Raw genomic sequence first — 16,157 nt, 5'->3', positions numbered from 1 at the left:
GCGGCCATAGCGTGAGGGAAACGCCCGGTTACATTCCGAACCCGGAAGCTAAGCCTCACAGCGCCGATGGTACTGCAGGGGGGACCCTGTGGGAGAGTAGGACACCGCCGGACTTCTTTTAAGAAAAAGAGCCACCCAACGCTGGGTGGCTCTTTTTCGTTTTACGGGCACGTACACGCGATCACGCGCGCACGTGCACCATGCTCACGTGATCAGTGCGCAAGACGCGCCTCGAGCACCGAGGCGGTGCTGCGTACCGCATCCGACAATTGCGTCTCCGTGACGTCGTTTCCTGCCCAGGTGACGGCGACCGCGGCCACCGGCCACCCGTTGTGATCGCGCACCACGGCGCCGACGGAGCGCAGGCCGTCGGCGACCTCGCTGTCTTCGGTCGCATATCCGCGCGTGCGCACGTCGCGGAGCACCTCGCGGAGCTCGCGGGGGTTCCGCGGTCCGACGCCGGTGCGGTCGGGGAAAGCCGAGGCGCTCGGATACAGCGCGCGCACCTGCTCGCGGGGGAGCGCGGCCAGCATGGCCCGCCCGCTCGCGGTGAGATGCGCGGGCAGCCGCACGCCGACGTCCGTGACGAGTGCCGGCCGCCGCGGCGCGCGCTCTTCGACGATGTAGAGCACGTCGCCCCCGCTCATCACGGCGAGGTGCGCGCTCTCGCCCAGGCGGTCCGAGAGGGCTGCCACGAGCGGACGCCCCAGCCGGGCGAGCGGCTGCTGTCGGGCGTAGCCGCCGGCGAGCTCGAACGCGGAGGTGCCGAGGCCCCAGCGACGGTCCTCGCGCAGGTGCACCACGAAGCCGTGCAGCGCCAGGGTGCGGAGCAGGTGGTAGACGGTCGACCGCGGGAGCGCGAGTTCGCGTGCGATCGCCGATGCGGCGACCGGCGCGGGCCGCCCAGCCAGATACCGGAGGATCCGCAGCGTGTGCTCGGCCGCCGGCACCTGCAGGGGAGCGTCGGCCACGGCATCCGAACTGTCTGGCATCACAGACACAGGATGTCATGATCCGCTGTCGCGGGCGACCCCTCGGGTGTGGAATCGAGACATGAGTGAACTCGCCCCCGTGCTCGTCGGCGCCGCCCCGCTGGCTCCCGCCGATGTCGTCGCCGTCGCCCGCCATGGCGCCCCCGTCGTGATCTCCCCCGACGCGCTCGCTCGCGTCGCCGAGACCCGCGCCGTGATCGACGGGCTGGCTGCCGACCCGCACCCGCACTACGGTGTCTCGACCGGGTTCGGCGCACTCGCCACCACGTTCATCGCTCCCGACCGTCGTCTGCAGCTGCAGGCCAGCCTCATCCGCTCGCACGCGGCGGGAACGGGTGCCGAGGTCGAAGCCGAGGTCGTGCGCGGCCTCCAGCTGTTGCGACTGCAGACGCTCGCCTCGGGCCGCACCGGCGTGCGCCCCGTCGTCGTCGAGACCTACGCCGCGCTGCTCAACGCGGGGATCGTCCCGGTCGTGCGCGAGTACGGATCGCTCGGCTGCTCGGGCGATCTCGCCCCGCTCGCCCACATCGCACTGGCGGCGATGGGCGAGGGCGACGTGCGCACCCCCGACGGTGCGCTGGTCCCGGCATCCGAGGCGCTGGCGGCCGCCGGCATTGAGCCGGTGACCCTCGTCGAGAAGGAGGGACTCGCCCTCATCAACGGCACCGACGGGATGCTCGGGATGCTGGTGCTCGCGCTCCACGACCTCGAGGGTCTGCTCCTCACCGCCGACATCGCCGCGGCCATGTCGATCGAGTCGCAGTTGGGCACGGATGCCGTCTTCGCCGCCGATCTCATGGCGCTGCGTCCGCAGACGGGACAGGGCGTCTCGGCGTCGCACCTGCGCGCGTTCCTCCGTGACTCGCCCATCGTGCACAGCCACAAGGGTCCGGAGGACGGCCGGGTGCAGGACGCGTACTCGCTGCGCTGCTCGCCGCAGGTGCACGGTGCCGCGCGCGACACCGCGGGCTACGCGGCGACGATCGCCGGCCGTGAGCTCGCCAGCGTCATCGACAACCCGGTCATCACGGTCGACGGGCGGATCGAGTCGAACGGCAACTTCCACGGGGCGCCGGTCGCCGCCGTGCTCGACTTCCTCGCGATCTCGGTCGCCGACGTCGCCTCGGTGTCGGAGCGGCGCACCGACCGGGCGCTGGATCCGGCGCGCAACCACGGTCTTCCGCCGTTCCTCGCCGATGAGGTCGGCGTCGACTCGGGCCTCATGATCGCGCAGTATGCCGCGGCCGGCATCGTGTCGGAGCTGAAGCGGCTCGCGGTTCCGGCATCCGTCGATTCGATCCCCTCGTCGGCGATGCAGGAGGACCACGTCTCGATGGGCTGGGCGGCCGCACGCAAGCTGCGCCGCGCCATCGACGGCCTCGGTCGGGTGCTCGCGATCGAGATCCTCACCGGTGCCCGCGCCCTTGATCTGCGCGCCCCCCTGCAGGCCGCACCTGCCACCGGTGCCGTGCGCGACCTCGTGCGCACGGTCGCCGCCGGCCCCGGGCCCGACCGATTCCTCTCTCCCGACATGGAGGCCGTGACCGCGCTCGTGCAGTCCGGCGCCGTCGCCCGCATCGCACAGGAGCACGCGAATGACTGACCAGAAGCCCACCCTCACCGACACGACGCGCACCGTGCGCGCGGCACGCGGCAATCAGCGCACCGCCAAGAGCTGGGGCGCCGAAGCCGCCAAGCGGATGCTGATGAACAACCTCGACCCCGAGGTGGCGGAGCACCCCGAGAGCCTGGTCGTCTACGGCGGCACGGGCCGCGCCGCCCGCAGCTGGGAGGCGTACGACGCGATCGTGCGCACCCTCGACGAGCTCGAGCCCGACGAGACGCTGCTCGTGCAGTCGGGCAAGCCGGTGGGGGTCTTCCGCACGCACGAGTGGGCGCCGCGCGTGCTCATCGCCAACTCGAACCTCGTGGGCGACTGGGCGACGTGGCCCGAGTTCCGCCGGCTCGAGGAACTGGGTCTGCTCATGTACGGCCAGATGACGGCCGGCTCGTGGATCTACATCGGCACGCAGGGCATCCTGCAGGGGACCTACGAGACGTTCGCGGCCGTGGCCCGCTCGCTCGGCCGCGACTCGCTGCGCGGCACCCTCACCCTCACCGGCGGTGCCGGCGGCATGGGCGGCGCGCAGCCCCTCGCGGTGACGATGAACGACGGCGTGGTGCTGATCGTCGACGTCGACGAGTCGCGCCTCGCCCGCCGCGTCGAGCACGGGTACCTCGACGAGTACACGACCGATCTCGACGCCGCCGTGGCCCGCGTCCTCGCGGCGAAGGATGCCGGGGAGGCGCTCTCGGTGGGTGTCGTGGGCAACGCCGCCGAGGTGTTCCCCGAGCTGCACCGCCGTGGTGTGCCGATCGACATCGTGACGGATCAGACCAGCGCGCACGACCCGCTCGCATACCTGCCCGTCGGCGTCGACGTGGCCGAGTGGAAGGCGGAGGCCGAGCGCGATGCCGAGGAGTTCACGCGGCGCTCGCGGGAGTCGATGGCGGCGCACGTCGCCGCGATGGTCGCGTTCCAGGACGCCGGTGCCGCGGTCTTCGACTACGGCAACTCGATCCGTCGGGAGGCGGAACTCGGCGGTTTCGACCGCGCGTTCGCGTTCCCGGGATTCGTGCCGGCCTACATCCGCCCGCAGTTCGAGGAGGGGCGCGGACCCTTCCGCTGGGCGGCGCTCTCGGGCGACCCCGAGGACATCGCCAAGACCGATCGGGCGATCGCCGAGCTGTTCCCCGACGACACCGCGCTGCACCGCTGGCTCGAGAAGGCCGGCGAGAAGGTGCACTTCGAAGGGCTGCCCGCCCGCATCTGCTGGCTCGGATACAAGGAGCGCCACCTCGCCGGGCTGCGGTTCAACGAGATGGTCGCCTCGGGCGAGCTCTCGGCGCCCATCGTGATCGGGCGCGACCACCTCGACTCGGGCTCCGTGGCCTCTCCCTACCGCGAGACCGAGGCGATGAAGGACGGCTCCGATGCGATCGCCGACTGGCCCCTGCTCAACGCGCTGCTGAACACCTCCTCGGGTGCCTCGTGGGTGTCGCTCCACCACGGCGGAGGCGTCGGTATCGGTCGTTCGCTCCACGCCGGTCAGGTGACGGTCGCCGACGGCACCGATCTCGCCGCGCAGAAGCTCGAGCGCGTGCTCACCAACGACCCCGGCACCGGTGTGATGCGGCACGTGGACGCGGGCTACGAACACGCCCGTGAGGTGGCGCGCGAGCGCGGCCTGAACATCCCGATGCTCTGAGCTGCGCTTCTCGAATCTGAAAGGCTGACGCCATGACGACGCTCCTCACGAACATCGGCGAGTTGACGACGAACGCTCCGGGGGCGGGCCCGTCGGCGGGCTCAGGGACCCCGGACAGCGGCGATTCCGTGGGCACGCTGCACGAGGCGGCCGTCCTCATCGACGGCGACCGGATCGCGTGGGTGGGGGCAGCGGCGGATGCCCCGCCCGCCGATGAGATCGTGGATGCCGCGGGGCGGGCGGTGATCCCCGGGTTCGTCGACAGCCACAGCCACCTGGTGTTCGGGGGTGACCGGGCCGTCGAGTTCGAGGAGCGGATGGCGGGACGCAAGTACGCGGCCGGCGGCATCCGATCGACCGTGGCGGCCACCCGCGCGGCGACCGACGACGAGCTGCGTGCGCGAGTGCGCGGGTTCCTCGACGAGATGCTCGCGCAGGGCACGACGACCGTCGAGATCAAGAGCGGGTACGGGCTGAGCGTCGCCGACGAGGAGCGTCTCGTGCGTCTCGCCGCCGAGGTCACGCCCGAGGTGACCTTCCTCGGCGCGCACGTCGTGCCGGCCGAGTACGCCGACCGCGGCGACGAGTACGTCGACCTTGTGATCGGCCCCATGCTCGACGCCTGCGCCCCGCACGCGCGGTGGATCGACGTGTTCTGCGAGACCGGGGCCTTCACCGTCGCGCAGTCGCGCCGCGTGCTCGAGGCCGGGATCGCCCGGGGCTTGGCGCCGCGGGTGCACGCCAGCCAGCTCGGACCGGGGGAGGGCGTCGCGCTCGCGGTCGAGCTGGGCGCGGCATCCGTCGACCACGGCACCTACCTGACCGACGAGGACGTCGCGCTGCTCGCGGCATCCGACACCGTGCTCACTCTGCTGCCGGGCGTCGAGTTCTCGACCCGCCAGCCGTATCCCGATGCGCGCCGCCTCATCGATGCCGGCGTCACGGTCGCGCTCGCGTGCGACACCAACCCCGGATCGAGCTTCACGTCGTCGATGCCGTTCTGCATCGCGGTGGCCGTGCGCGACATGGGCATGACCCCGGCGGAGGCCGTGTGGGCGGCGACGGCGGGCGGCGCCCGGGCGTTGCGCCGCGACGACATCGGGATCATCGCTCCGGGGGCGCGGGCCGACCTCGTGCTGCTCGACGCGCCGACCCGCATCCACCTCGCGTATCGCCCCGGCGTGCCGCTTGTGGCCCGCGTGTGGAAGGACGGCGTCGCGGTCTGAGCCGTCGCTGCGGGCGGTCGGGCCTGCGGGCTTTCCGGGCGTCAGGCTTTCAGGCGGTCAGGCGGCCAGCCCTGCGAGGAGCCTGCGCAGCCCGTAGTCGAAGGCCTGGCCGACGTCGCCGCCGAGCCGGAACGCCCCCGACAGCTCCATCTGCAGGAATCCCGTCGCCCAGGCGGTGAACAGGCGCGCGGCGTCGAGGGCATCCGCCTCGCCGACGAGCGCGGCGGCAGCGCGCAGCACGGGCTCCGACGCGCGGTGCAGCGCGTCGACGGGAGCGGATGCCGTGAACATCAGCCGGAAGCTCTCGGGGTGCTCGTGCGCGAAGGCGCGGTAGACCTCGGCGAGCTTCGTGAGGTCGGTACCTGAGTTGTCGGTGTCGGTGGCGGCGCCGGAGTCGGCGAGACGCGAGCCGAGCTCGTCGATCGCGGCCTCGGCCACCGCGGTGAGGAGGGCATCGCGATCGCGCACGCGCTTGTAGAGCGAGGGGGCGCGCACGCCGACGCGGGTGGCGACGGCCTGCATCGTGAGGCTCGCCGGCCCCGATTCCTCGAGGATCGCGCGACCGGCGGCGACGATGGCCTCGGTCGAGGTGCGTTCGGGTGCCGGCACGGGCGCCTCCTTCATGGCTATTGACAGTAGCCATGATAGCTACGTATCGTAGCCTTCGCAATCGTCCGTCGATCGCACCCGTCCAGAAAGGACCCCGCCATGCTGCTCGCCCCGCACCTCCACCGCCTCGGCAACGACATCGTCGCCTCCTACCTGATCGAGACGCCCGAGGGCATCACGCTCGTCGATGCCGGACTCCCCGGACACTGGCGCGATCTGCAGCGCACTCTCGCCGAGATCGGGCGCCCGCTCAGCGACATCCGCGGCGTCGTGCTCACCCACGGCGACAGCGACCACATCGGCTTCGCCGAACGACTGCGGCGCGAGGGCGGGGTGCCCGTGTTCATCCATGCCGCCGATGCGCACCGCGTGCGCACGGGCGAGAAGCCGAAGACCGCGATGGGGCCGGCGCGGGTCGGGCCGATGCTCGGCTTCGTCGGCTACGGGCTGCGCAAGAACGCCTTCCGCACGCACCACGTCGCGGAGGTGCGCGAGGTCGGCGACGGAGACGTGCTCGACCTGCCCGGCTCGCCCGTCGTGATCGGGATGCCGGGTCACTCGCCCGGCAGCATCGCCGTGCACGTTCCTCTCGTCGAGGCCGTCTTCGTCGGCGACGCGCTCACCACCCGGCACGTGCTCACCGGGCAGGTCGGTGCGCAGCCCGCCCCGTTCACGGATGAGCCGGCCGAGGCGCTCGCCTCCCTCGATCGGCTCGCCGGGGTCTCGGCTTCGTGGGTGCTTCCCGGGCACGGAGCCCCCTGGCGCGGATCACCGGCCGACATCGCGGCAGCCGTGCGGGCATCCGCCTGACGGAGCTCCTGATCTCGGGCTCAAAGCTCCGCCATCGGCGTTCAAGTGTCGGCGTTCCGGTGTCGGCGTTCCGGGTTCAGCGCCCCGCGAGCACCGTCGCCGTGTCGCTGATGGTGATCTGCGGCGGGTAGAGGCCCATCACCTGAACGGCGGCGGCGTGGTTCTCGGCGGTCGACCCCGCGCAGGCATCGGCCGCGACGGTGACGTGGGCCCCGGCATCCGCGGCGGCCAGCGCCGTCGAGATCACGCAGCAGTCCGTGGAGACGCCGGCCAGCACGATGTGCGCGCCGCGTCCGACGATCCGCTCGATGTCGGCGCCCCACTTGCCGAACGTCGGCAGGTCGAGCGTCGGCAGCGGCGACAGGGTGGAGGCTTCGGGTACGAGAGCGAACAACGGGTCGGTCGGCGGCTGATCGGCGAACGGCCAGGCGGCGAAGTAGTCACCCCACGAGGTCGCGCGATCGGCCGTCGGCATCCATCGCGTCACGAGCACGCGCTCGCCGAAGGATTCCGCGAGAGCCCGGATACGGGGCATCGCCTCGGCGAAGAACGGCGAACCCCAGGCGGAATCCGGTGCCGCGAAGATCGCCTGCGGATCGACCACGATCAACCACGACTGCTCGGTCTCGGGTGCCGCCGTTCCGGTTTCCGCCGGCGGCGTCGCGCCCGCCGAGGCGCTCACGCCTCCTGCCGCCGGATCTTGCCCGCACGCGCGATGTACGTCACGAGGAACGAGAGCACGAGCGCGAAGAAGACGCCGAGGTTCGCGTACGCGAAGTCGCCCTCGGTGCCCCCGACGAGGAAGAGCAGGTAGCCCTGCCAGTTGTTCCACGGGGCATCTTCGGCGAAGCCGTTGAGGACGAGCCCCCACCCGATCACGCTCGTGACGACCATCGTGCCGATCGAGATCCAGTCCCAGGAGCCATAGCGACCCTTCGCGTCGAACAGCGCTTTCTCGTCGTAGTCCTTGCGGCGGCGCAGGATGTCGGCGATGAGGATGCCCGCCCACGACGCCAGCGGAACACCCAGCGTGATGAGGAAGCTCTGGAACGGGCCGAGGAAGTCGGTCGCGAAGAACACGACGAAGATGGTGCCGATCGTCAGGATGACGCCGTCGATCGCGGCGGCGGAGGGGCGGGGGATGCGGATGCCGAGGCTGAGCAGTGTGAGGCCCGAGGAGTAGATGCCGAGCACCGCGCCCGAGACGAGGGCGAGCACGGCGGTGAGCAGGAACGGCACGAGCACCCACAGCGGGAGGATGGTCGCGAGGGCGCCGATCGGGTCGGCCTGCACGGCGGCGAAGAGATCGTCGTTGGACCCCGCGAGCAGCAGACCGAACACCACCAGGATCACGGGAGCGACCGATCCGCCGATCGTGTTCCACGCGACGATCGCCCCGTCGGATGCCGTGCGCTTCTGGTAGCGCGACCAGTCGGCGGCGATGTTGATCCAGCCGAGTCCGAAACCGGTCATCACCATGACGAGGGCGCCGATCACCTGTCCGATGCCGCCGTCCGGACGCGCGAGCACCGCCTCGAGATCGATGCTGGGCGCGGCGAGGATCACGTAGAGGATCGTCACGGCGCCGGTGAGCCAGGTGAGCACCGACTGCATCTTCATGATGGCGTGGTAGCCGAGCACCGAGGCGCCCACGATGAGCGCCGCGACGATGACGGTCGCCGTGATCTTGACGGCGATGCTGTCGCCGTCGCCGCCGAGCTGCGTGATGACGGTGGCGGTCGCGAGCACGGCCATGATGGCGAGGAACGTCTCCCAGCCGATCGACGTCAGCCACGACACGATGCCGGGTACCTTCTGCCCGTGCACCCCGAACGCCGCGCGCGAGAGCACCATGGTCGGCGCCGATCCGCGCTTGCCGGCGATCGCGATGAGCCCGCACAGCAGGAACGACACCACGATGCCCACGACCGAGACGATCGTCGCCTGCCAGAACGAGATGCCGAAGCCGAGCACGAACGATCCGTACGACATGCCGAAGACCGACACGTTCGCCGCGAACCACGGCCAGAACAGGTCGCGCGGCTTCGCGGTGCGCTCGGACTCGGGGATGATCTCGATGCCGGCGCGCTCGATGAGGCCGGGCGGGTTCTGCGTCATCCCCTCATCCTGGCACCGTGCGCCGACATCGGGGCGAATGCGACGAACGACGCCGGATCAGGGCAGGGGTCAGGACGGGGTCGAGACCCGGGTCAGGACCCGGTCAGGACCGGAAGAACGCCTCGGCGGTGCGGGCGAGATCGTGGAGGTCGGAGACGCCGGCGAGCTCGCGCGCGGAGTGCATCGACAGGATCGGGATGCCGACGTCGACCGTGCGGATGCCGAGGCGGGTCGCCGTGATCGGTCCGATCGTCGAGCCGCACGGCACCCCGTTGTTCGACACGAACTCCTGCGTCGGCACGCCGGCCCGCTCGCACCAGGCGTGCCAGGCGGCGGCGCCGAGAGCATCCGTCGCGTAGCGCTGGTTGGCGTTGAGCTTGAGGATCGGACCCGATCCGAGCACCGGCTGCACGACGGGGTCGTGCTTGCCGACGTAGTTCGGGTGCACCGAGTGGCCGACGTCGCTCGACAGGCACCATGACGACGCGAAGGCGCGTCGGCGCTCCGAGGCATCCGCCCCCAGCCCGTCGGAGATGCGCCCCAGGATGTCTTCGAGGAAGGGGCCGGCGGCGCCGGAGCGCGAGTTCGAGCCGAGCTCCTCGTGATCGAAGGCCGCGAGCACCGCGATCGGGGCGCCCGCCTCGGTCTCGTGCGCGGCGAGGGCGACGACGCCCGCGTGCACCGAGGCGAGGTCGTCGAGGCGACCCGAGGCGAAGAAGGCGTCGTCCTTGCCGAACACGGCGCCGCGAGCGGTGTCGGCGATCACGACGTCGTAGCCGCGGATATCGGCGGCGTCGACACCGGCGGATGCCGCGAGCTCGCCGAGCACGTTGGCCTCGCTCGGGTCGCCGAGACCCCAGACCGGCTGCGTCTCCACCTGCTTGTCGAGAGCGAGCCCGCTGTTCGCGGTGCGGTCGAGGTGGATGGCCAACTGCGGCAGGCGCAGCAGCGCGCCGGTGTCGGCGAGCACGACGCGGCCGCCGGTCAGCGCCAGGCGCCCGGCGAGCCGCAGCTCACGGTCGAGCCAGGAGTTCAGGAGAGGTCCGCCGTACACCTCGACGGCGGCCTGCAGCCAGCCGCGGGTACCGGTTGTCGGCTGCGGCTTGAGCTTGAAACCGGGGGAATCCGTATGCGCGCCGAAGACGTGCACGGGTGTGGTGGGCGAGGCATCCGTCGGCACCACCCAGGCGATCGTCGCGCCGTCGCGCACCACGACGAAGCGACCGCCGGGCTGTGCGGGCCAGGCATCCTCCTCGTTCAGGCGCGTGAAGCCCGAGTCCTCGAGGCGGCGGGCGATCTCGGTCGCGGCGTGATAGCTCGAGGGGGAGGCGGCGACGAAGTCGGCGAGGTCCTCGGCGTGGGCGAGGGCGACCGGAGTGACGGGCATGGAGGGCCTTCCTGCAGACGGGCGTCCTTCGAGCGTACCCGCGGATGGTGTCGTGCTCGATCGTTCACCTCGGGGGAGTAGGGTGCACCTCGATAGCGCCTAGGGTTCCGGGGTTCGCCCGACTGGTCCGAGCGGCGCCACGGCTCGCCTCCGCAGGCGAGCCGTCATCTGACAGGACAAAAGCCCGGAGGAGCCCTGTTCGTCGCGCCCGCGGCGGCCGGAAGGGTTCCCGTATGTCCGCTCTCGCCTTCGCGCTCGTCATCGGCGCCGCACTCTCGCACGCCGCGTGGAACATCATCGCCCACGGCATCAGCCGCGCCGGCATGCCGTTCCTGTGGTGGGGAGCGGTCGGCAGCACGGTGGTCTGGGCCGGAGCGATCCCGTTCACGGGCGGGATCGGGGCATCCGATCTCGGCTCGTTCCTGCTGGGCGTCGGGGTTTCGGCGGTACTGCACGTCGGTTACATGTTCGTGCTGCAGCGCGGCTACCAGGAGGGAAACCTCTCGACCGTCTACGCCACGGCCCGGGGCACGGGGCCGTTCCTCTCGGTGATCATCGCGGTTCTGCTGCTCGGAGAGCGCCCATCGGTGCTGGCGCTGGTCGGAGTGGCCGCGGTGATCGCGGGCGTGGTCGCGATCGGTCTCGTCGACCGCGGGGGACGTGGCGATGCGGGTCGTCGGATCGACCCGGGTCTGGTGTTCGGGGTTCTCACCGGTGTCGCGATCGCGATCTACACGATCTGGGACGCCCACGCCGTGCGCACCTGGGGTCTCTCGCCGGTGGCGTTCATGGTCGGAACGACCCTGCTGCAGGTGCCGTTCTACTCTCTGGCCGTCGGCGTGCGCGGACAGTGGGCGGCGGTGCGGATGCTCGGACGAACCCAGTGGCGGCGCATCGTGGCGTTCGGGGTGCTGTCGCCGCTGTCGTACATCCTCGTGCTGACGGCGATCCAGATCGCGCCGGTCGCACTCGTCGCGCCGCTGCGCGAGGTGAGCGTGGTGATCGTGAGTCTGTTCGGGGTGCTGGTGCTGCGCGAATCGCGCCCGTGGTGGCGAGTGGGCGCGTCGGCGGTCGTGGTCGCGGGGATCGTGCTGCTCGCGGTGTGAGGTGGTGCTTGTCCCCTCAGTTGGGTCCCTGGATTTTGTCGAAGGGCCCCACCCCTCTCACACCCGGTTCCTGAGCGAGCGCAGCGAGACGAAGGGCCTCGTCCCTGTCGCTGCTGGGTCCCTGAGCCTGTCGAAGGGTCCCGCCCGTGTGCACTCGTTCTGCACCGCTGCCGTGTTGCCCCGAGTTCTCCACCGATCGCGTCGATATCTCCTTTGGCCTGGGGTTTTCGTTTCGGAATGTCGGTGGCTACTGGTGGACTGGGACGTATGAACAGCACCGCCGAACTCCTGGACCGGGTCGCCGCCGACCTGGCCGCGGTGCTGCGCGCAGACGCGCTGGCGGGGCTGTCGGATGCCGAGAAGATGCAGGTCCTCCGCGCCGCTGGCGAGCTCGCCCGCCGGGTGGATGCGGTCATCGTCGAGACGGTCGGATCGGTCGATCAACGCCCGGCCGGATCGGGAGAATTGGCGTTCTGCGGCCTGTTCGGATGCCGGACGATGAACGAACTCGTCCAACGCGTGCTCCGCACGGACGCGGCCGGGGCGGCACGGGTGGTAAAAGCCGGGAAGGTCGTCCGGCGGGAGGTGGACTTCTCCTCCGGGGCGATGCTGCCCGCCCGATGGCCGGCCCTGCGGGAAGCGCTGCTGGACGGGGCCGTCGGGGTCGCGGGGCTATTGGCCGCGACCGGCCCCGTGGAGCAGGCGGGGCCGCGGATCGGTGCGGCGGACCGGTTGAGGGCGGATGTCGAGTTGGCGGAGTACGCGCGGGGGCTCATCGCCGTGGATGGTGGCGGTAGCGGGAGTGCGGACGGTGACAGTGAGCTGGATGCCGATGGGTACGCCGATGCCGATGCCGAGCGTCGTCTCGAAGCGGGCCCGCCCGCGACGCCGGAGGATCTCAAGCTGCTGTCACGCGTGATCGTGACGTACCTCGACCCCGACGGTGCGGAACCTGCCGAAGAGCGCGCGATGCGCGCCCGCGGGATCGTGCTCGGCCGGGTGAAGGACGGGGTGATACCGATCCGCGGGTCACTGCTGCCCGAGACGGCGGGGCAGTTGCAGCGCATCTGGGATGCGTACCTGAACCCGAAAGTCGACGGACCACCCATCCCGGCGGCACCGCAGCCTGCTGTGGGCATGGCCAGTGGGGTGCGGTTCGTCCCCTCCGCCGACGAGGCAAGGTTCGACACGGATGAGCATGCGCTGAACGGCGAGACGCACGGCCCTCTCGACGACACCCTCTGCCCTCTCGACGGTGCGGTTTTCCCGCCCGACGGTGCCCTGCCCTCGGGCGACCCTGGTGGGATGGTCGATGGGCGGTCCCGGGCGCAGAAGCAACACGATGCCCTCGCCGCCGTCCTCGGGATCGCCGCCCGCCACAGTGACATGCCCTCCCTCGGCGGTGCCGCCCCGACCCTCGTCGTCTCCGTGACCGCGGAGGACTACGCGACCGGCCGCGGGTGGGCGCACGTCGACGGCACCGACACCCCGGTCTCCCTCGCCACCGCCCGGCACACAGCGTGCGGCGGGAGCATCCAACGCGTCACCTCCGACCCCACCGGTCGCATCATCGGCATCGACACCACCGACCGGGTATTCACCGTCCACCAACGCCGCGCGATCACGCTCCGTGACCGCGAGTGCCTCATCCCCGGCTGCCACGTCCCCGCCGCCTGGTGCGAGATCCACCACGTCACTGAACACTCCCGCGGCGGACCCACCACCACCGACAACGGCGTCACCCTCTGCTGGCACCACCACCGCACCCTCGACACCTCCGGCTGGACCATCCGCATGCACAACGGCACACCCCACGTCCGCGGACCCGCCTGGTGGGACCCCCACCAGAAATGGCGAACACCCCGACCCGCACCCCGCACCACCACCGCCGCCACCGCTGCCGCTGCCGCTGCCGCGAAACGGCGAGCACGACCACCGATGCGCGCATGAACGCAGTGTGGCGACCGCGATCGGGCACCGAGATCGGGCACCGCTATCGGCGGCGTTCCCCGCCCGTCCGTGACCGGTTCCTGAGTGGTGCCATGAGCGGCACGTTCCGCGACATGCACCGCGCGCCGCGGCATGTTCCGCGACATGCACCGCGCGCCGCGACGATATCGGCGACGCGCACCGCCACGAGCACTGCCACGAGCGCCGTGGCCAGCCGGGCCCGGCGGTATGCATCAGTAGATGCTGATCACCAGATGGCTCTCGGCGTCGGCGGCCTGCTGGTGCACGCGCCGCAGCTCGGTGAAGGCATCCGTCAGCTCGGCCCGCAGCTGCGCGGGGTCGTCGGTCCAGATGTTCGGGTAGACGCGCGCCGAGGCGAACGCGGCGAAGTCCACCCGCGCGAGCGCCTCGTCGAGGTCGACCGCGTCGAGGGCTTCGATGATCGGATCGAGCTCGTCGTTCTCGGTGCAGCCGACGAAGTCCTCGCCGCCGAACGCGTGCACGCCCACGACGGCCTCGCTCAGCGGGTCGTCCTCGCGCGGAGCGGATGCCGACACCCCGGTGAGCAGGAAGTGCAGGCCATCCCACATCTTGTCGACGTAGACCGTCGGCGCCCCCGCCTCTTCGAGCTCCTCGAGCGTCGACAGCAGAACCTCGGGCGACAGCGACACCAACCGATCGAGCGTGCCCTCATCGATCAGTGTGTATGCAGCCCTCATGCCCATCCGAACCCTCCCCGTTCGTCGCGGTACCGCTCCCAGCCTAGGGGGGCGTCAGGCTCCGACCGCGCGCATGAAGTGCCCGTCGGTCGAGATGCCCGAGGCGGCGACCGTGAAGCGCACGACCTCGCTGAGGTACCGATCCTCGGACGCTTCGAAGATGCGCCCGTCCGCATCGCGCGAGGTGCGGCTCAGCCGCAGGATCGGTGTGCCCTGCGGTACCTGCAGCAGCGCGGCATCCTGCTCGTCCGCCGCGACCGCGTCGATCACGTGCTGCAGCCCCACGATCGTATGCCCCTGCGACCCCAGGTATTCCGTGATCGAGACTTCGTCGAGATCGACGTCGAACAGCCGACGACCGGCAGCCTCGGTGTAGAACAGCCGCTCGAGCATCGTGGGCCGGCCGTCGAGCAGCCGCAGGCGCACGACGCTGACGATGGTGTCCTCCGGCTCGACGCCGAGCGCCGCGGCGTGGTCGCCGGCTCGTCGCAGGCTCACTTCCTGGGTCTCGGCGCCGGGCTCGACGCCCAGGTCGCGCGCCCACCGTGTGAACGGCACCGACACGTCGACGGCCTGGCTGGCCTTGCGTGCGACGACCCGCGCGGGGCGGCCGCGTCCCGTCTCGATCAGCCCCTCGCCGCGCAGGGCGGCGAGGGCGTTGCGGATCGGGCCGCGCGAAGTGCGCCACCGCTCGGCCAGTTCGGCCTCGGTGGGAACGTCGTCGCCGGGGCGCAGGATGCCGGACGTGATCTGCGCGCGCAGATCGTCGGCGATCTGGGTATAGACAGCTTCAGCCACATAGGCATATTACTTGTCCGGGTGATGAAGTCCAGCCCTGCGATCGCGCAGGAGTCCGCCCGGGAACGCGCGGGTAAACGACCGTTGAACTCTCCCGAGTTAGGTACATTTCTCGTTGCTCGGCCTGAGAGAGTCGTCTGTGGATCACCCCTCCCACCTCTGAAAGGTCCTCATGAAGCTCCGTGCTCTCCCCGCTCTCGCGGGTGTCGCGTTCCTCGCCCTCGGTCTCGCCGCCTGTTCCGGCACCGCCGAGGCGACCGGCTCCGACACCGACGCGTCGGCGTCTTCCGCCTCCGGTTTCGCGGTCGACGAGAACACCCTCGTCTTCGGCGTCGTTCCCGACTCGGTCGACACCGAGACGAACTACCAGCCGCTCATGGACTACATCGCCGAGATCACCGGCAAGACCGTCGAGTACCACGAGTCCACCGACTACGCCGCGCTCATCGAGGCCGCCGTCGCCGGCAAGGTCGACGTCGCCTCGTTCTCCGGCTTCACCTACGTGACCGCCACCAACAACGGTGCGAAGCTCACCCCGATCTCCTCGATCGTCACTGCCGAGGGTCAGGAGCCCGGTTACTTCTCGCAGGCGATCGTCCCCGCCGACAGCGACATCGACAGCATCGAGGACTTCGCCGGTAAGAAGGTCTGCTTCGTCGACCCGTCGTCGACGTCCGGCTACCTCTTCCCCTCGTACAACCTGCTCGAGGCGGGCATCGACCCGAAGAGCGACATCACCCCGGTCTTCGCGGGCAAGCACGATGTCAGCGTCCAGAAGGTCGGCGAAGGCGTCGAGTGCGAGGTCGGGTTCGCCGAGGACTCCGAGGTCGAGAAGTCGGATGCCGTGAAGGTCGTCGACGAGACGATGGTGCCCGGCGCCCCGCTGGTGTACTCCTCGACCCTCCCGGACGACGTCGCGCAGGAGCTCATCGACGGTCTCGGTGAGATCACGATCGACGACATCATCGCCGCGGGCATCGACAGCGCCGACACCGACGAGTTCCGCAGCGTCTTCTACGCCACGAAGCCGGTCGACGACGCGTACTACGACCTCATCCGCGACATCTGCGAAGAGACGGAAGCGGAGCAGTGCAAGGCCTGACCCAGGTCTGCTGACCCTTCCGGAGCCGATCGGGACGCCCACCGTCCCGATCGGCTCCACTCCCACATCCA

The 16,157-nt window shown here is 70.7% G+C and carries 14 protein-coding genes and 1 rRNA gene; 8 read left to right on the top strand and 7 right to left on the bottom strand.

Annotated elements, in window-relative coordinates; all coding sequences use genetic code 11:
* Positions 1 to 113 (top strand): 5S ribosomal RNA (gene rrf, locus KZC52_RS16775); the annotation flags it as partial.
* 99 nt (positions 114 to 212) lie between these two features.
* Here rrf and KZC52_RS16770 read toward each other — a convergent pair.
* Positions 213 to 992, bottom strand: coding sequence for an IclR family transcriptional regulator (locus KZC52_RS16770; RefSeq protein WP_247625263.1), 780 nt, complete (start codon positions 990 to 992; stop codon positions 213 to 215).
* A gap of 61 nt (positions 993 to 1,053) precedes the next feature.
* Here KZC52_RS16770 and hutH point away from each other — a divergent pair, with 61 nt between their 5' ends.
* Genes hutH through hutI form a run of 3 tightly spaced genes read left to right on the top strand, consistent with a single transcriptional unit; the run spans position 1,054 to position 5,487 of the window.
* A complete protein-coding gene (gene hutH, locus KZC52_RS16765) occupies positions 1,054 to 2,595 on the top strand; it encodes a histidine ammonia-lyase (protein WP_247625262.1) in 1,542 nt (513 codons plus the stop codon).
* Positions 2,588 to 4,261 (top strand): urocanate hydratase, encoded by a 1,674-nt coding sequence (gene hutU / locus KZC52_RS16760; protein WP_247625261.1) that lies wholly within the window; start codon positions 2,588 to 2,590, stop codon positions 4,259 to 4,261. The genes hutH and hutU overlap by 8 nt, the downstream gene beginning before the upstream one ends.
* A gap of 32 nt (positions 4,262 to 4,293) precedes the next feature.
* Positions 4,294 to 5,487, top strand: coding sequence for an imidazolonepropionase (hutI, locus tag KZC52_RS16755; RefSeq protein WP_247625260.1), 1,194 nt, complete (start codon positions 4,294 to 4,296; stop codon positions 5,485 to 5,487).
* A gap of 57 nt (positions 5,488 to 5,544) precedes the next feature.
* Here the strand turns inward: hutI and KZC52_RS16750 are convergent, their stop codons facing one another.
* The gene (locus KZC52_RS16750; protein WP_247625259.1) at positions 5,545 to 6,096 is read right to left on the bottom strand and encodes a TetR/AcrR family transcriptional regulator; all 552 of its coding nucleotides are present in this window, start codon (positions 6,094 to 6,096) and stop codon (positions 5,545 to 5,547) included.
* A 99-nt stretch (positions 6,097 to 6,195) separates the two neighbouring features.
* Between KZC52_RS16750 and KZC52_RS16745 the strand changes: the two genes are divergently transcribed.
* Positions 6,196 to 6,906, top strand: coding sequence for an MBL fold metallo-hydrolase (locus KZC52_RS16745; protein WP_247625258.1), 711 nt, complete (start codon positions 6,196 to 6,198; stop codon positions 6,904 to 6,906).
* Positions 6,907 to 6,982: 76 nt separating this feature from the next.
* On the opposite strand, the gene KZC52_RS16740 is transcribed toward KZC52_RS16745, so the two are convergent.
* The 3 genes from KZC52_RS16740 to KZC52_RS16730 form a co-directional block, all read right to left on the bottom strand.
* Positions 6,983 to 7,588: a cysteine hydrolase family protein gene (locus tag KZC52_RS16740; protein ID WP_372491590.1), complete on the bottom strand. Its 606-nt coding sequence runs from the start codon at positions 7,586 to 7,588 to the stop codon at positions 6,983 to 6,985.
* The gene (locus tag KZC52_RS16735; protein ID WP_247625257.1) at positions 7,585 to 9,024 is read right to left on the bottom strand and encodes a purine-cytosine permease family protein; all 1,440 of its coding nucleotides are present in this window, start codon (positions 9,022 to 9,024) and stop codon (positions 7,585 to 7,587) included. Before KZC52_RS16735 ends, KZC52_RS16740 begins: the two co-directional genes overlap by 4 nt.
* 103 nt (positions 9,025 to 9,127) lie before the next feature.
* Positions 9,128 to 10,411 (bottom strand): M18 family aminopeptidase, encoded by a 1,284-nt coding sequence (locus tag KZC52_RS16730; protein ID WP_247625256.1) that lies wholly within the window; start codon positions 10,409 to 10,411, stop codon positions 9,128 to 9,130.
* 233 nt (positions 10,412 to 10,644) lie between these two features.
* Between KZC52_RS16730 and KZC52_RS16725 the strand changes: the two genes are divergently transcribed.
* Both KZC52_RS16725 and KZC52_RS16720 read left to right on the top strand, forming a co-directional pair.
* Positions 10,645 to 11,517 carry an EamA family transporter gene (locus KZC52_RS16725; protein ID WP_247625255.1) on the top strand — a complete coding sequence of 291 codons (873 nt, stop codon included), beginning with the start codon at positions 10,645 to 10,647 and terminating at the stop codon, positions 11,515 to 11,517.
* Between the two features lie 267 nt (positions 11,518 to 11,784).
* Positions 11,785 to 13,467: an HNH endonuclease signature motif containing protein gene (locus tag KZC52_RS16720; protein WP_247625254.1), complete on the top strand. Its 1,683-nt coding sequence runs from the start codon at positions 11,785 to 11,787 to the stop codon at positions 13,465 to 13,467.
* A gap of 233 nt (positions 13,468 to 13,700) precedes the next feature.
* Here the strand turns inward: KZC52_RS16720 and KZC52_RS16715 are convergent, their stop codons facing one another.
* Both KZC52_RS16715 and KZC52_RS17630 read right to left on the bottom strand, forming a co-directional pair.
* Positions 13,701 to 14,186 (bottom strand): YfbM family protein, encoded by a 486-nt coding sequence (locus KZC52_RS16715; protein ID WP_247625253.1) that lies wholly within the window; start codon positions 14,184 to 14,186, stop codon positions 13,701 to 13,703.
* A 54-nt stretch (positions 14,187 to 14,240) separates the two neighbouring features.
* On the bottom strand, positions 14,241 to 14,984 hold the full coding sequence (locus KZC52_RS17630; RefSeq protein ID WP_247625252.1) for a GntR family transcriptional regulator: 744 nt from the start codon (positions 14,982 to 14,984) through the stop codon (positions 14,241 to 14,243).
* 172 nt (positions 14,985 to 15,156) lie between these two features.
* On the opposite strand from KZC52_RS17630, the gene KZC52_RS16705 reads away from it, so the two are divergent.
* Positions 15,157 to 16,086 carry a phosphate/phosphite/phosphonate ABC transporter substrate-binding protein gene (locus KZC52_RS16705; RefSeq protein ID WP_247625251.1) on the top strand — a complete coding sequence of 310 codons (930 nt, stop codon included), beginning with the start codon at positions 15,157 to 15,159 and terminating at the stop codon, positions 16,084 to 16,086.
* Positions 16,087 to 16,157: the final 71 nt, after the last annotated feature.

The sequence above is a fragment of the Microbacterium galbinum genome (assembly GCF_023091225.1).
GTDB lineage: Bacteria > Actinomycetota > Actinomycetes > Actinomycetales > Microbacteriaceae > Microbacterium > Microbacterium galbinum.
Note: the sequence above shows the minus strand (reverse complement) of the source record. Positions and strands in the feature narration are given on the sequence as shown.

Coding starts and splice junctions, on each gene's coding strand:
- hutH (WP_247625262.1), top strand. CDS start 1,054: ATGAGTGAACTCGCCCCCGTGCTCGTCGGCGCCGCCCCGCTGGCTCCC.
- KZC52_RS16770 (WP_247625263.1), bottom strand. CDS start 992: ATGCCAGACAGTTCGGATGCCGTGGCCGACGCTCCCCTGCAGGTGCCG.
- KZC52_RS16725 (WP_247625255.1), top strand. CDS start 10,645: ATGTCCGCTCTCGCCTTCGCGCTCGTCATCGGCGCCGCACTCTCGCAC.
- KZC52_RS16735 (WP_247625257.1), bottom strand. CDS start 9,024: ATGACGCAGAACCCGCCCGGCCTCATCGAGCGCGCCGGCATCGAGATC.
- hutI (WP_247625260.1), top strand. CDS start 4,294: ATGACGACGCTCCTCACGAACATCGGCGAGTTGACGACGAACGCTCCG.
- KZC52_RS16715 (WP_247625253.1), bottom strand. CDS start 14,186: ATGAGGGCTGCATACACACTGATCGATGAGGGCACGCTCGATCGGTTG.
- KZC52_RS16720 (WP_247625254.1), top strand. CDS start 11,785: ATGAACAGCACCGCCGAACTCCTGGACCGGGTCGCCGCCGACCTGGCC.
- KZC52_RS16745 (WP_247625258.1), top strand. CDS start 6,196: ATGCTGCTCGCCCCGCACCTCCACCGCCTCGGCAACGACATCGTCGCC.
- hutU (WP_247625261.1), top strand. CDS start 2,588: ATGACTGACCAGAAGCCCACCCTCACCGACACGACGCGCACCGTGCGC.
- KZC52_RS16705 (WP_247625251.1), top strand. CDS start 15,157: ATGAAGCTCCGTGCTCTCCCCGCTCTCGCGGGTGTCGCGTTCCTCGCC.
- KZC52_RS16730 (WP_247625256.1), bottom strand. CDS start 10,411: ATGCCCGTCACTCCGGTCGCCCTCGCCCACGCCGAGGACCTCGCCGAC.